General features: G+C 68.4%; 14 protein-coding genes. 6 read left to right on the plus strand and 8 right to left on the minus strand.

Annotated features, from left to right (window positions below; translation table 11 throughout):
* Positions 1-103 precede the first annotated feature (103 nt).
* Positions 104-1,504, minus strand: a complete 1,401-nt coding sequence (gene mftF, locus ACFVBH_RS17330) for a mycofactocin biosynthesis glycosyltransferase MftF (RefSeq protein WP_354991576.1) — start codon at positions 1,502-1,504, stop codon at positions 104-106.
* A gap of 231 nt (positions 1,505-1,735) precedes the next feature.
* Between mftF and mftR2 the strand changes: the two genes are divergently transcribed.
* Both mftR2 and ACFVBH_RS17340 read left to right on the plus strand, forming a co-directional pair.
* Positions 1,736-2,356, plus strand: coding sequence for a mycofactocin system transcriptional regulator MftR2 (mftR2, locus tag ACFVBH_RS17335; RefSeq protein ID WP_354991577.1), 621 nt, complete (start codon positions 1,736-1,738; stop codon positions 2,354-2,356).
* Positions 2,357-2,399: 43 nt separating this feature from the next.
* Positions 2,400-3,455, plus strand: a complete 1,056-nt coding sequence (locus ACFVBH_RS17340; protein ID WP_354991578.1) for a ferredoxin--NADP reductase — start codon at positions 2,400-2,402, stop codon at positions 3,453-3,455.
* A 68-nt stretch (positions 3,456-3,523) separates the two neighbouring features.
* Here the strand turns inward: ACFVBH_RS17340 and ACFVBH_RS17345 are convergent, their stop codons facing one another.
* Both ACFVBH_RS17345 and ACFVBH_RS17350 read right to left on the minus strand, forming a co-directional pair.
* Positions 3,524-4,063 (minus strand): transglycosylase SLT domain-containing protein, encoded by a 540-nt coding sequence (locus ACFVBH_RS17345; protein WP_354991579.1) that lies wholly within the window; start codon positions 4,061-4,063, stop codon positions 3,524-3,526.
* A gap of 211 nt (positions 4,064-4,274) precedes the next feature.
* On the minus strand, positions 4,275-5,018 hold the full coding sequence (locus tag ACFVBH_RS17350) for a DNA alkylation repair protein (protein ID WP_379002440.1): 744 nt from the start codon (positions 5,016-5,018) through the stop codon (positions 4,275-4,277).
* 91 nt (positions 5,019-5,109) lie between these two features.
* Here ACFVBH_RS17350 and ACFVBH_RS17355 point away from each other — a divergent pair, with 91 nt between their 5' ends.
* Positions 5,110-5,406 (plus strand): hypothetical protein, encoded by a 297-nt coding sequence (locus ACFVBH_RS17355; protein WP_379002444.1) that lies wholly within the window; start codon positions 5,110-5,112, stop codon positions 5,404-5,406.
* Here the strand turns inward: ACFVBH_RS17355 and ACFVBH_RS17360 are convergent.
* From ACFVBH_RS17360 to ACFVBH_RS17375, 4 genes are all read right to left on the minus strand, one after another.
* Complete coding sequence (locus ACFVBH_RS17360; RefSeq protein ID WP_379002447.1) at positions 5,403-8,267, minus strand: hypothetical protein; 2,865 nt, start codon at positions 8,265-8,267, stop codon at positions 5,403-5,405. The two genes, ACFVBH_RS17355 and ACFVBH_RS17360, sit on opposite strands and share 4 nt — an antisense overlap.
* 152 nt (positions 8,268-8,419) lie before the next feature.
* Positions 8,420-9,634, minus strand: a complete 1,215-nt coding sequence (locus tag ACFVBH_RS17365; RefSeq protein ID WP_379002450.1) for a lipase family protein — start codon at positions 9,632-9,634, stop codon at positions 8,420-8,422.
* Positions 9,635-9,752: 118 nt separating this feature from the next.
* On the minus strand, positions 9,753-10,370 hold the full coding sequence (locus tag ACFVBH_RS17370) for a helix-turn-helix domain-containing protein (RefSeq protein WP_354987510.1): 618 nt from the start codon (positions 10,368-10,370) through the stop codon (positions 9,753-9,755).
* Positions 10,371-10,375: 5 nt separating this feature from the next.
* Complete coding sequence (locus tag ACFVBH_RS17375; protein ID WP_354987511.1) at positions 10,376-10,729, minus strand: SPW repeat protein; 354 nt, start codon at positions 10,727-10,729, stop codon at positions 10,376-10,378.
* 151 nt (positions 10,730-10,880) lie between these two features.
* Here ACFVBH_RS17375 and ACFVBH_RS17380 point away from each other — a divergent pair, with 151 nt between their 5' ends.
* The 3 genes from ACFVBH_RS17380 (at position 10,881) to ACFVBH_RS17390 (ending at position 13,471) form a co-directional block, all read left to right on the plus strand.
* Positions 10,881-12,068 (plus strand): NAD(P)/FAD-dependent oxidoreductase, encoded by a 1,188-nt coding sequence (locus ACFVBH_RS17380; protein ID WP_379002453.1) that lies wholly within the window; start codon positions 10,881-10,883, stop codon positions 12,066-12,068.
* 133 nt (positions 12,069-12,201) lie between these two features.
* The gene (locus tag ACFVBH_RS17385; protein ID WP_354987513.1) at positions 12,202-12,993 is read left to right on the plus strand and encodes an aspartate/glutamate racemase family protein; all 792 of its coding nucleotides are present in this window, start codon (positions 12,202-12,204) and stop codon (positions 12,991-12,993) included.
* A gap of 142 nt (positions 12,994-13,135) precedes the next feature.
* Positions 13,136-13,471 (plus strand): hypothetical protein, encoded by a 336-nt coding sequence (locus tag ACFVBH_RS17390; protein ID WP_379002455.1) that lies wholly within the window; start codon positions 13,136-13,138, stop codon positions 13,469-13,471.
* 90 nt (positions 13,472-13,561) lie between these two features.
* On the opposite strand, the gene tuf is transcribed toward ACFVBH_RS17390, so the two are convergent.
* Entirely contained in the window at positions 13,562-14,752 is a 1,191-nt protein-coding gene (tuf, locus tag ACFVBH_RS17395; protein WP_354987515.1) for an elongation factor Tu, read from the minus strand.
* Positions 14,753-14,767: the final 15 nt, after the last annotated feature.

The following is a 14,767-nucleotide window of genomic DNA, read 5'->3' on the forward strand; positions in this document are numbered from 1 at the left end:
CACGGGCGCTGTCCGGGACCGCCGCGCCCGGCGCGGCGGGGATCCGCACCCGCGTCCGGCGCCTGGCGGCACGGCCGGCCGGGCGCGGGTACGGGGTGGGAATTCAGTTGGGCGGCAGGGTGGGTCGCAGGACCGCGGCGCTGCGCAAACGCGCCGCACCCCACCACAGGCCGGTTCCGTAGGCGACGTCGTCCAGGGTTTTGCAGGCCACGTAGCGGGCGGGATCGAGACTGCCGGACTCGCGATGGATGAACCAGTCGGCCAGACCGTCGGCCACCGCGATGGTGACCGCGAGATGGCGGATGCGCCGGGAGCAGAGCATGCCCAGCAGGGTGACCGGCCAATAGTGCCGGCACAGGGAGGAAGCCAGACGCCAGAGCCCGCCGGAGAAACCGCGCGCCATATATATGGCCGCCACCCGCGTCGGATTGTCGAGGTCCGCGAACACTCTGCGTAGTCGGAACAGCGTGGCGACCAGGGTCACCGCCCCGCCGAGCACGCCCCAGCGGGTCAGCGTCCCGAACAGCAGCGCGGCCACCGCGGTCCAGATGGGAATCGACAGCGGCGCGGCCATTCCCGCATGCCGCCGCCCCAGCGGAGCCACCCCCGTCCCATGGTTCACCTTGTGAGCGAACCACTTTCGCAGGGACACCGGATTGCTGTGCGCGACACGGGCGGCGGGTTCGTACCGCAGTCGCCAGCCCGCGCTGTCCAGGCGCCAGCAGAGGTCGATATCGCCTCCGGCGGCCATGGATTCATCGAAACCGCCCTCGGACAACAGGGCCAGCCTGCGCACCAGCAGCGCGGTGCTCGGCACGTACGGCACCGCGCCGTGCGCCTGCACCGCGGACTCGCGGCGGCCGCGGTGCACCGAACCGCGGGTGTGCTCGTAGCGGGCCAGGAGCGTGGAATCGGGATCCATGGCCAGGATCCGCGGGGCCACCAGGGCGACCTTGGGATCGCTGAAGTGCCCGAGCATGACCTCCAGCCACCCGGTGCGCGGTACCACGTCCGGATCCAGGAAGGCCACGAATTCGGTGGCGGCCGAGCGCAATCCGAAGTTGCGCGCGGCGGCCGAACCGCGGCGGCGATCCCGCCGCAGCACGGTCACCCGGCAGCGATGGGCACGGTTGGCCGGAATGCGCACGGGCTTGTCGGAACCATCGTCCACCACGATCACGGTGTACCCGCGCAGCGCCGTGAGCAGGCGCGCGAGTCCCTCCGGGTCGTTGTGCACGGGCACGATGACGGTGACGTCCTCGAGCGAAGGCAGCAGGCGCGGACGCGGATTCGCCACCCCGGAATCGAGCAGACGTCTGGCAACTCGAGCGGACGTAGGGTCTGTCACCTCGAGGTACCCGTCACCGATCATGGCCGCAGCCTCCGGTGCGAGGCGGAGCATTCGGGTCGGTGAGCCACCGACCAGGAACCGTCCACCGGAGTAAGTGCGCACCCTGGGATCGATCCGCACCCCGAAACCATCGGGAAGACGATCATGGCGCATTCCAGGAATGCTAGGCCAGCACACACTTGGCAATCATGATTGGCGCGCCGCCGCTCGTCGGATAGTCCGTTTTCCTCATCGCGCTCTCCCGGGGCCGGACCATCGCGCCGGGCGGCGCTCTAGACTGCGGGATGGCTGGCGCACCTGCGAAAAACAGGAAAAGCGGCAGGTAACAGGCAGGGTCCGAAATTCCGGGCCCACGGTGGTCGAGGTGGTATGGGAGTCGGGCGCATGCAGACAGGCGGGGGCGGCAACACCCTCTCGGAATCGGAGATCGTCGAAGCCGCGTTGCGCGTGGTTCGACAGGACGGCGTGGAGAAACTCTCCATGCGACGGCTCTCCCGCGAACTCGGTGTCTCCCCCATGGCCCCCTATTACTACGTCGCGGACAAACGCGAGCTACTCGATCTGGTGGCCACCGCCGCGCTCACCGGAGTGCGCAAGCCCCCACCGGAATTCGGCGGGTGGCAAATGCGCCTGCGCGACCTCATCGACCAGATCGACGAGAAATTGCGCAGGCACCCGGGTCTCGGCGATGTGCTGATCGAACAGATGCTGGGCAAACAGCTCGATCTCATCGCGGCCGTCATGGAAATCCTGTTCGACGCCGGATTCGACGAGCGCAATGTGCTGTCCGCGTATGCGACCATCCACACCTACCTGTTCGGCCGCGGCAAGGTGAACCCGCGCGATCACGGGGCCCTCGCGGATCGGGTGCTGCCCGAAGCCGTCGAACGGGCCATGAAGCATATGGGCGACCTGCGTGGGAAATACTCCTACGACTTCTCCATGGACGTGCTGATCGCCGGACTCGAGGCTCAGCTTGTCCGGCAGCGCGACAGCCACGTATAGTCAAACTAGAACACGTTCTAGTTTGTCGGTTCGAGAGGACACTATGACCACCGTCGACGTACCGCACAGCTCGCGGTCAGCCGTGCTGCGGGTCTCCGCGGTCATCAATGAGACGGCCGACGCCTGCTCGCTGGTATTCGACATTCCCGAGGAACTGCGGGAGCGCTTCAGCTACCAGCCGGGCCAATTCCTGACCCTGCGCATTCCCAGCGAGCTCACCGGATCGGTGGCCCGCTGCTATTCGCTGGCCAGTTCGCCGCACGTGGACGACAAGCTCAAGGTGACGGTCAAGCGCACCGTCGACGGCTACGGCTCGAACTGGGTGTGCGACAACCTGATCGCCGGCTCCGAGATCGAGGTGCTGCCGCCGTCCGGCGTCTTCACCCCCAAGAACCTGGACACCGATCTGCTGCTGTTCGCGGCGGGCTCGGGCATCACCCCGATCATGTCCATCGCCAAATCCGCACTGGCGCGCGGGAACGGCCGCATCGTGGTCGTGTACGCCAACCGCGATCTGGAATCGGTCATCTTCGCCGCCGAGCTGCGCGAACTCGCCGACAAGCACCCCCAGCGACTGCTCGTGCTGCACTGGCTCGAACCGCTGCAGGGCCTGCCGACCGTCGAGGCGCTGGCCACCCTCACCGCGCCCTACGCCGCGTACGAAGCGTTCATGTGCGGACCCAAGCCGTTCATGGATCGGGTGCACGACGCGCTCGCCCAGCTCGAGGTACCGCGCAATCGCACGCACGCCGAGGTCTTCAATTCGCTGTCCGGCGATCCGTTCGCCGATGTCGCGCCCACCGAGATCAGCGACGAGGAAGCGGCCGACGCCGCGACCGTCGAGGTCGAACTCGACGGGCAGACCCACGAAATGACTTGGCCGCGTAGCCAGACCCTGGTGGACATCATGCTGTCCAAGGGACTCGACGTGCCGTACTCCTGCCTCGAGGGCGAATGCGGCTCGTGCGCGTGCACCGTCGTGGAGGGTTCGGTCGAAATGGAGAACGCCGAAATCCTGGACCCCGAGGACATCGCCAACGGCTACATTCTCGGCTGCCAGGCCCGGCCGGTCACCGACCGCCTGAAGATCCAGTTCTAGAACCGGTTCACCGGATGCCGAAATCGGCCGTCGCGACATTGTCGCGGCGGCCGATCGACGTTGCGGGATCAGTACGCGCCGAAGACGTTCGCGATGGTGCCGTAGCGGTGCGCCGCGTAGTTGCAGGCGGCGGCGATATTGGCCACCGGATCGTAGATATCCCAGGAGGTGCCCTCGACGTGGTACGCCTGGAAGGTCGGATCGATCACCTGGAGCAGCCCCTTGGACGGGATGCCCATGGCCGCGTTGGAATCCCACAGGTTGATGGCCTGCGGGTTGCCGCCGGACTCGCGAATGATGTTGCGGTGGATGCTGTCGTAGTCGCCGGGGATGCCGTGCTGGGCCATCACGTGCAGCGCGTTCTTGATCCAGCCGTCGAGGTTGTTCTCGAACACCGGCGGGAGCAGGTCGTTGTACGGCGCGGGCAGCGTCCGGACGAACTGCTGCACCTGGTCCTGCTGCGGCTCCGGGAGCGTGCGCGCGAACTGCTGCGCCTGCTCGACGGGCTGCTGCAGTTCCTGCGGGACGCCGGCGACATCGGCGTGCGCGGTCACGGCGGGGGCTGCGGCGACCGCGGCCAGGACGACAAGGGGAAACAGTTTTCGCAAAGGATGACCTGCTGACTTGTGTGGTGAACACCGCCTCGCCCCGCGGCGGATTTCCGCATGGAGGTCGAGTCATCCGGGCTATAACCGGACGCACGGTCTGTTCTTGGCAAGTCACAGAATGATTGCGCCAAATGAACGTAAACTTAACGGAAGATGAACACCTGGGGGCGGCGCGTTCGCCGCACCCCCTGGAGCACGTCTTATAGCAAGGTCAACGCAGGGATCGGTAGTGCTGCCGTTGCTCGGAAGAAAGATGTTCGGTGGCGTAACTCAGCGCAGTACGGCCCATATCGGCGGCGTGGGCGTCCAGGAAGGCCAGCAGCGTCCCCTGATCGACCCGCTTGCCGATCTCGCGCAGCATCCACCCCACCGCCTTCTGAATCAGATCGCGGCGATCGGGCAGCAGCAGTTCGCAGAGTTCGACGGTGGTGGCCGGATCACCGGCTTTGATGAAGTGGAACGTGGTCAGCAACGCCACCCGCCGCTCCCACAGCGACTCGCGCGCCGCCAATCGGAAAAGCGGATCGCGCGAACGTTCCGCGAACCACGGACCCAGGGTGTATTCCGCCGACGCGTCCACCAGATCCCAGTTGTTCACCCGGCCCCGGCGCACCGCGGCCAGATACAACTCCATGATTCGCTCCTGCGCCGCGATATCGCGACGCCGGGGCGAGACCGCCCGTGCCATCCAGCCGTTCAGAATCACCAGACCCGCGAGGCGATACTCGTGCACCGGGCTGTCCAGCAAAAGGTCGATCTGCGCCAGCGGCAGTTCGGCGAAACGTTTGGCCACCTTGCGGGTCTGCGGCACGCGCACGCCGATGAATTCGTCACCCGCGCCGTACTCCCCCGGCCCGGTCTTGAAGAAGCGCTGCAAATGCACGGCGTCACCGGGATCGGCGACCGCGGCCAATTCCGCCTGCACGGCCGCGGCCGTCAACTCGGGCTTCGTCACCGGACCATAATCGGGCACGGCGTCCGCGGACCGCCGCGCACACGCCGAAATACGCTTTCCCCCGGTGTATTCCATGCGCGAGAATCCGGCGATGGCCGAGAAATGGATGCCCGGCGGCCCGGCGGGTCCGCGAATGACCGTCGCTGCGGCCTTCCTGGTGACCGGACGCGGCGTCATCGTCGCGGGCACGATCGACAGCGGGGAATTCCGGCCCGGGCAGACCGTGCGGGTCAGCGGACCCGGCGGCAGCTTCGACAGCACGGTGCGGGCGATCGACATCTTCTGCCGGCAGGGGGCACGGCGGAACAATCGAATCGGGTTGCTGCTGACCGGAGTTCGAAAGGAACAGTTCGATGCGGGTCAGCAGATCGTCGGACGGATCGACTAGCGAGCGGTTTCAGCCGCGGCCTGTAACAGCACCTCGCCGAACCGCCGCATGTGATCGGGTCCGCCGTACCAGGCCGCGACCAGATCCACTGCCGCCGAACGGGTCCGGCGCGCGACCTCGGCGAGCTCGGCCACCGTGATCTCACCGGCCTCGGCCTGGTCCGCGGCGATGTCCAGATCATGGGAGGCCAGGAGCAGGCGCATGATGCTGTGCAGATCCAGATTCGGGGCGTCCTCCGCGCGGAACTCGCGCGAGCGCGCCGCCGGGGACGGAATCGTCCGGGCCGCTTCGGGTTCCGACGCGAGACCATCGGACGCGGGTGCGGCCGCATCGGCGGATACGGCGGCGGCACGGCGCGACCCGGCGACGCGCGTGGTCTCGGAATCCGAAGCGGCGCGGCGCGACCCGGCGGGCGCCGCGACCTCGGGCTCCGGCGCGGCGCGGCGGGACGCGGTGGCGGGGGCCGCTCGGCGCGACCCGGCGGCGGGCGCGTCCGCGGACTCCACCTCCGAACCGGCCACGGCGCGAAGCACAGTGGCGGCGGGCACGGCATCGGACTCCGAACCGGCCCGACGGGACGACACGGCGGGCGCGACTTCCGCATCCGCGGCGGAACGACGCGACGCCACACCGGATGCCGCCTCGGAATCCACGGCACGACGCGACACCGCACCGGATGCCGCCCCGGAATCCACGGCACGACGCGACGCGGTGTCGGATACGACCTCGGAATCCACGGCACGATGTGACGTCGCGGGCGCGACCTCGGAGTCCACGGCGGCGCGGCGCGGCGCGGCGGCGGGCGTGACTTCCACATCGGTCAACGCGCCGAGCAGGGTGGCGTCGATCTCGCTGTCCGGCAACGCACGTCGCGCTCCCGACGCCGGCGCGGCGTCGGGATCGGGGGCAGCGGCACGCAGTGATACGGGGGCGAGGGTGACCACGGGCTCCGCCGCGGCACGGCGCGACGTGGACGCCGGCGCGGGCTCCGGTGCGAGCTCGGGCAGGCGCGCGGGCGCTTCCGTCTCGGGCGCGGCCCGGCGGCCGGTGCTCACCACGGGGGCCGGTTGTACCGTCACGGCGGCGAATTCCGATACGGGGCGAGCCGCGGACGCGTCGGGATCCGACGGTAGCCGGAAGCCGTTGACCGCGGGCGCGGCCGCCGGGCGCGACACGGAGAGTTCCGGACCGGTGGTGGTGCGGAAGGCCCTGGCCACCGGATCCGGCTTGATGCGGTAGGTGTCGACTTCCTGATCCGGCGTGGGGCGGTAGGGATTCGCCCCCGCATCGGGGGTCGCCCGATAGGCGTCGGCGTCCGGCTCGGAGGTCGTGCGGTAGGAATTCACGCCGGGGTCGGCGGTCGTCCGGTACGGGTTCGCATCGGGCTCGGGAGTCGTCCGGTAGGAATTCACGTCCGGTTCGGACGTTGTCCCGAACACACCGGCGTCCGGCTCCGATGTCGTCCGATAGGAATTCACGCCGGGGTCGGCGGTCGTCCGATACGGGTTCGCATCGGGTTCGGAAGTCGTCCGGTACGAATTCACGTCCGGCTCGGACGTTGTCCCGAACACACCGGCGTCCGGCTCCGATGTCGTCCGATAGGAATTCACGCCGGGGTCGGCAGTCGTCCGGTACGAGTTCGCATCGGGCTCGGAAGTCGTCCGGTACGAATTCACGTCCGGCTCGGATGTTGTCCGGAAGGTGTTGACGTCCGGATCAGACGTGGGCCGATAGGAATTCACCACCGGCTCGCCGGTTGTGCGGTGCGCGTTGACATCGGGCTCGACGGTCGTACCGAACGAGCTCGCACCCGAATCCGATGTCGGCCGATAGGAATTGACCTCCGGGTCGGATGTGGACCGGTACGGATTCGCCACCGGCTCACCGTTTATCCGGTACGAATTCACGCCCGGCTCACCGGTTGTGCGGTACGAGCTCACCTCCGAATCGGTCTCGGCGCGATACGAGCTCGCGCCCGGCTCACCGGTGGTGCGATACGAATTCACGCCGGGGCCGGTAGTGGTCCGGCGCGAATTCACGGCCGGATCACCGGTTGTACGGTACGAATTGAGACCGGAGTCATCGGTTGTGCCGTACGGGCTCACCGCGGGCTCACCGGTTGTGCCGTACGAATTCACCTCCGAATCGGCCGTCGTGCGATACGGATTCACTTCCGGGTCGCCGGTCGTCCGATTGGAATTCACGCCGGGATCGGTGGTCGTCCAGCGCGAATTCGATTCCGGCTCAGCGGTCGTGCGGTAGGGGCTCACCTCCGGATCGGGGGTGAGGCGATAGGCCTCGAGGCCCGAACCGGGGGTCGGGTGGAAGCCGTTCGCCTCCGGTTCCGTGCCCGGGCGATATCCGCTCACGGCCGGATCGCCGGTGATGCGATAGCGATCGGACTGCGGTTCGGAGCCGGTGCGCAGCGAAGCCGAACCTGTTCGCAGCGAGGCAGAACCGGTGGTGGCGCCGTATCCGCCGGATTCCGGAGCGGCGCCGTAGGACGCGGGCTCCGAGGTGGTGCCGTAGGACCCGGAGCCGTGGTCCGACGTGGTGCGGCCCGGCGCTTCGAAGCGGGAATCCAGCTCACCGGCAGTGCGATTGGGCAGCCCGTTGCCACCGGAGAGCCTGCCCTCCGATACCTCTGGCACACTCCGGCGCACCGGCGGCGCGGACCACTGCAACGGCTGCTCGGGCTGATCGAGGCTGGTACGGCCGAGGGTGGCGTGCGCACCGGTGTCACCGGTGAGCACGGGGTGCGAGGCGGAGCCCGGACCCGAAGTCTCCGGATTGGTCAAACGGTAGCTGTCCTGACGCGAGTTCAGGGACGAGCCCAAACCGGTGGTGAATTCGGCATCCATGGCCGCCATTCTTACCGCTCCGCACCCCGCCGTGCGACTCGGGTCGCACACTTCGGCGGGTGCGGCACACCCCTTCCCGCGGCCACGGTGCAGACCGTCACACCGGGCCGCGGCGAGGCGAAAGCGATTCATGAGCAACGGTATTGGGGCATTTACACCGAATGGCAATTCGACGGCGCGGGTTCACCCCGGAAACGGGCATCGACCCAGGCCAGGGCGGCGGGCATACCCAGCACCGCGGCGGAGAGATGTTCGGGTGAGATGTTCTGGTCCATCTGCAATCGCGCACCCGCGGCGCAATACCGGCGATTGGTGTCGATGATGGCGTCCACCGGAATCAAGGGGTCCGTGGGCGAATGCCATTCGAACACCGGTATTTCCGGCACGCCGCCGTAGAGCTGCAGGCTGTTCGCCTCCACCACCGACCAGGCGTCCGGGCTCTCCAGCAGCGACATGCTCGCCGCCAGCTCCGGCGCGCTCTTCCCCGCGCCGAGCGCCATGATCTCGTTGGTGCAGCCGTTGGCCATGGCGTCCCGCAGGGCCAGGCCGCGCGAGTTCAATTGCGTACTCAGCGGCAGTCGATCCGGGTACTCGCGCTCCAACCCGATGGCCGCGGCCATGGCCAGGCCGAAGGCCGGATGGGAGGAGGTGCCCAGCGCGCGCACCATGGTCAGCAGATTCATCGGGACGCCGCCGTAGGCCGCCCCGGCGAGCGCAAGTTCCGGCGCGTAGGTCGGCGCCAGCGCGGCCGCCCAGGCGGTTGCCATGCCGCCGCCGGAGTACCCGGCCATCACCACCGGGCTCTGCGCGAGGCCCAGTTCGCCGACGCGCTGGGCGGCGCGCACCCCGTCCAGGGTGATCTGGCCGCCCAAACGTGCCGCGCCATAGGCGAATTGCGGGCCCAGATGATCCGGCAGCGCCACCGACCAGCCGCGCCGCAGCGCCACGTTGAGCACCGGGGCCTCGCGCACAGCGAGATTCGGATCCGCGGTGAACAGCACCCGGGAGACCGCGCACTCCGCACCCAAGCCGTTGATGATGTGCTGGTAGGACAGCAGCGGGCCACCCGGACGGTGCTCCTGCGGAGTCAGCACCGTGGTGGTGGCCGCGATCGGACCGCCCTGGGAATTGGTGGAACGGAATTTGACCAGGGTGAAGGTGGTCGCGGGGAACAGCGGGAGCGGCGGCATGGCGCGGACCGCGAGCACGTCGCCGGGCTCGTAGTCCGCGATGTTCGCCGGTGCGGCGTAGAACGGATCGGGATCCGGTGCGGGATAAGCGGGTTCGGCTGCGGCCGTGGTGATGGTGCAGCCCAGGATCAGCGTGCTCGCGATACCGAGCACGCTGAGTATTCGGCCAGCCTTCATCGGTCCTCCAGGGCGTATAGCGAACACTCAGCTATTACGAACCCCACGAGTCTGCTAGCGATCGCCCGGAAATGTGGAAGACACGCCGCCCAGATCCGAAATGCAGGGCTGACCTGCGTCAGCCCATTTGGGTCATGCCCGCGGCCACCACCTGGGCCACATCGAGCATCTCGTCACCGTTCTGCAGACCGTCCAGGGTCCGCAGCCGATCGGTGCTGGCGATGGCGAGCATCGCCGACACCCACGCCGAGGCGCAGGCCCGCAGGGTGCCGGGCCGCACCGGGCCGGGCGCGCTGGCCTGCAGCACGCGCGCGGTGATCTCCAGCAACTGATCGCGCATATGGCGCAATTGCTTTCGCACATCGGGATGGGTGTCGGCCTCGCGCCACATGATGACCCGCAGGACGGAGGAGTGATGATCGCGCAGATTCAGCGCGGCATCGAGATTCACCAGACTCTTCGCCGGATCACCGGGGGCGACGACGGATTCGATGTCATCGATGGGATGCGGCGGCACGCGCTCGGCCATCAGGGCCGACAGAATCGCGTCCTTGGTCGGAAAGTAGTAGAAGACGAGTCCCTTGGGAACACCGGCCCCAGCCGCGATGGCGGCCGTCGGGGTCGCATCGAAACCCTGTGCCGCGAAAAGGGATTCCGCGGCGTCCAGGATGAGCTGACGGGCGTCGCCGTCGATTTTCTTACTCCGGCGACGCCCCGCTCCCTGGGGCCGGTGCATCTGCATCAGCGGCGCGTCACCGCGCCCAGTCGATCCGACACCGCGGGCAGCGCGACCAGGGCGAGCACGGCGGTCACGCCGCCGGCCACCCAGGCGGTCCAGGTTGCGCCGCTGTAGGAGTCGAAGTCCAGCACCCACGGCGAGACGAAGAGCAGGGCGCCGACCAGAACCAAGGCGTAGTCGGCGGCGGCGCCGACCTTCTTGGCGGCGTGACCCAGACCGATCAGGGCGATGAGCACGCCTCCAACGATAAGGGACCACTGTGCATTGTCGCTATGAGCGACCCAGAGGGGTGACAACGCGGCGATGACGCCGAGTACGACAGCCACAACGTCTTGAACGCGGCTCTCGGTGAACATGGGTGCCTCCTAGGGCTGAGAATATGTTCTGATTTCCGTTCTACGCTGACTGACCGCCCGATCAATAAAGTCTCGGCTACGATTCAGCGGCTAGTTGAATGTGGCGCGTGACACAGCGGCACGGGACCTGCCGAACGACTAAGGTTGCCCTATGTCGTTGTCGGTAGAACACGTTCTAATTGTCGGTGCCGGGCTGGCGGGTCTCCGCACCGCCGAAGAACTGCGCCGCGCAGGTTACGAGGGGCGAGTGACCCTGATCGGCGCGGAAGAACACGCGCCGTACGACCGGCCGCCGCTGTCCAAACAGTTCATTCGCGGCGAGATCGACGACACCGCGCTGCGGCCCGCCGAATTCTTCGAGGAAAAGGGCATCGACCTGCGACTCGGGGTCACCGCCACCGGCGTGGACACCGCGGCGCGACGGGTGCGGCTCGACGACGGCGCCGAGATCGGCTACGACCGGCTCGTCATCGCCACCGGCCTGCGGCCCCGGCGCATTCCGAGCTTCCCCGACGTGCGCGGGGTTCATGTGCTGCGCAGCCACGACGACGCCGCCGGACTCCGCGAGCACCTGGGCAGCGCGCGGCGCGCGGTCATCATCGGCGCCGGATTCATCGGCTGCGAACTCGCGGCGAGCTTCCGGGCGCAAGGGGTGGAGACGGTGCTCGTCGAACCGCAGCCCACTCCCCTGTACGCCGCGCTGGGCGAGCGGATCGGGGAGCTCGTGGCCCGGATGCACCGCGAGGAGGGCGTGGACGTGCGCTGCGGAGCCGGGGTGAGCGAGCTGCTCACCGCGGACGACACCGTGCGCGGGGTGCGACTGACCGACGGCACCGAGATCGACGCCGACCTGGTCGTGGTGGGCGTGGGCTCGACCCCGGTCACCGAATGGCTCGCCGACTCCGGCATCGACCTGCTGGATCCCGCCGACGGCGGCGGGATCCGCACCGACGCGACCGGGCGCACCGCCACCCCGGACGTCTGGGCCGCCGGCGACGTCGCGGCCTGGCTGCTGGACGACGGGCGCACCAAGCGGGTCGAGCACTGGACCAACGCCGGGGAACAGGCGCAGCTGCTCGTCGCCGCCATGCTGGGCGCCGAAGCGCCTGCCGCCGTGCGTGTTCCCTACGTGTGGAGCGACCAGTACGACACCAAGATCCAGGTGCTGGGCGTGCCCGCGCTCGCCGACGACGTGCAGATCGTGGAGGACAAGGGACGCAAGTTCCTGGCCCACCTGTTCCGGGCGGGCACGCTCGTCGCGGTGGTCGGCGCCGGCATGACCGGCAAGGTCATGAAGATGCGCGGACAGCTCGCCGAGGCCGCGCAGCCGGTCTCCTGAACCGGCCCGCACCCGGATCACCGGGCTTCGCCTTTCGGCCCGAACCGATATCGGGCCAGGTCACGACGGGTGGGTGGCGGGTCACGGGACCACGGTTCGCGAATCGGGCGGGGTGTTCACTACCGTTGCGGGTGTGATCGTCGCGCTCATTGATTCCGGACTGGGGTTACTGCCCACCGGGGCGTGGTTGCGGAAGCTGCGGCCCGATATCGACCTGCTGCTGCAAATGGATCCCGACGGTGCGCCGTGGGGGCCCAAGCCCGAGCGGTGGGTCATCGACCGTGTGCTCGACACCGTGCGCACCTCGCTGCGTGAAGGCGCGGAAGTCATTGTGCTGCCGTGCAATACGGCGAGCGTCTCGGCCCTGGAGCCGGTGCGGGCCGCCGTCGGCCCGGAAATTCCGGTCATCGGCACGGTGCCCGCCATCAAGCCGGCCGCCGCCGCCTGCCGCACGGTCGCGGTCTGGGCGACCGCCGCCACCACCGCCAGCGCCTACCAGGCCGACCTGATCGCCCGCTTCGGCGGCAGCGCCGACATCACCGGCGTCGCCTGCCACGGCCTCGCCGACGCGATCGACCGCGGCGACCTGCCCGCCATCGCCGAAGCCATCGCCGGCGCCGCCGAACGCACCCCGCCCGACACCGAGGGCATCGTCCTGGGCTGCACCCACTACCCCCTGGTCCTGGACGACATCCTGGCCGCGCTACCGGCCGGCATCCGGGTCTTCGACAGCGCCGAAGCCGTCGCGGCCCAGACCCTGCGCCGCATCGACGCACTCGGCAGACCCGCCGCGGGCGCCGGAACGGTCCGCGTCCTGGCCAGCGGCCGGGCTGCCGAACTGCCCTACGCCGCAGCCGCTTTCGACTCCGGCCGACTACTCGGAGCGACCGGAACCGGGGAATTCAGCGCCGTCCCGGCGCCCTGAAACACCGCGCGCGGACCGCGAACTCACCGAGAACTAGCCCGCCGGTCTGCCAAGGCCCGAGCGAATTCGGCGCGATTGACACGGTCGGGCAACACCCGCCCGGCAGCGGTTTTCCCGGGGCGGATCCGGGCAGGCCGACATCATGACCGCATTCGACGAACCAGCGCACAGAGATTCGGAACCGGCACCGGAAGACGGCGCCGAGCCGATCGACCCCGCAGGCGGGACGAACGCGGGGCGCCCGGCCGCCCCACCCGCCGAAACCACCGCCCTCCCCGAGCCCGAGGTGCTGCCCGAGCATCGGGAGCAGGCGCGGCGGATGGCCGAATCCTACGAGGACGGCCGTCCGCACACCGTGCTGCCGGGTAGCGACGGCATGGTCGCGGGCACCGCCGTACACGATTGGCTCGATGACCGGGGGCGGCCGAAATTCGATACCCGCACTGCCGCCGAGCGCGAGCAGCACACCCGCGAGTAACCGCCCCGCAGCGCGAAAACCGTCCCCGGACAAGCGAAAAGGGCCGCTCCCCGAAGGGAACGGCCCTGATCAGTGATTCAGGGGATCAAATCACTTGATGATCTTGGTGACGCGACCGGCACCGACGGTGCGGCCACCCTCACGGATCGCGAAACGCAGGCCCTCGTCCATGGCGACCGGCTGGATCAGCTTGACGCTCATCTCGGTGTTGTCGCCGGGCATGACCATCTCGGTGCCCTCGGGGAGGGTAACGACGCCGGTCACGTCCGTGGTACGGAAGTAGAACTGCGGGCGGTAGTTGTTGAAGAACGGGGTGTGGCGGCCGCCCTCGTCCTTCGACAGGATGTACGCCTGGCCCTCGAACTCGGTGTGCGGGGTGGTGGTGCCCGGCTTCACGACGACCTGACCACGCTCGACGTCGTCACGCTTCAGACCACGAACCAGCAGACCGACGTTGTCGCCCGCCTGGCCCTGGTCCAGCAGCTTGCGGAACATCTCGACACCGGTGATGGTGGTCTTCTGCGACTTCTCGCGGATGCCGACGATCTCGACTTCCTCGTTCACGTTGACCACACCGCGCTCGATGCGACCGGTGACGACGGTGCCACGACCGGTGATCGTGAAGACGTCCTCGATCGGCATCAGGAAGGGCTTGTCGGTCTCACGGACCGGGTCCGGGATCGACTCGTCGACGGCGTTCATGAGCTCGAGAACCGAGGCGGCCCACTTCGGGTCGCCCTCGAGGGCCTTCAGGCCGGAGACGCGCACGACGGGGGCATCCTCGTCGAACTCCTGCGAGGCCAGCAGCTCGCGGACCTCCATCTCGACCAGCTCGAGGATCTCGTCGTCGTCGACCATGTCGGCCTTGTTCAGCGCGACCAGGATGTAGGGCACGCCGACCTGACGGGCGAGCAGCACGTGCTCACGGGTCTGGGGCATCGGGCCGTCGGTGGCGGCCACGACCAGGATCGCGCCGTCCATCTGGGCGGCACCGGTGATCATGTTCTTGATGTAGTCGGCGTGGCCGGGGGCGTCTACGTGGGCGTAGTGACGCTTCTCGGTCTGGTACTCGACGTGGGAGATGTTGATCGTGATACCACGAGCCTTCTCCTCCGGCGCCTTGTCGATCTGGTCGAACGCGAACGCAGCGTTCACGTCCGGGTAGGTGTCAGCCAGCACCTTGGTGATCGCCGCGGTCAGCGTGGTCTTGCCATGGTCGACGTGACCGATGGTGCCGATGTTGACGTGGGGCTTCGTCCGCTCGAACTTCGCCTTCGCCACTGTGGTCCTCCTGGA

Source organism: Nocardia sp. NPDC057668 (assembly GCF_042799795.1).
GTDB lineage: Bacteria > Actinomycetota > Actinomycetes > Mycobacteriales > Mycobacteriaceae > Nocardia.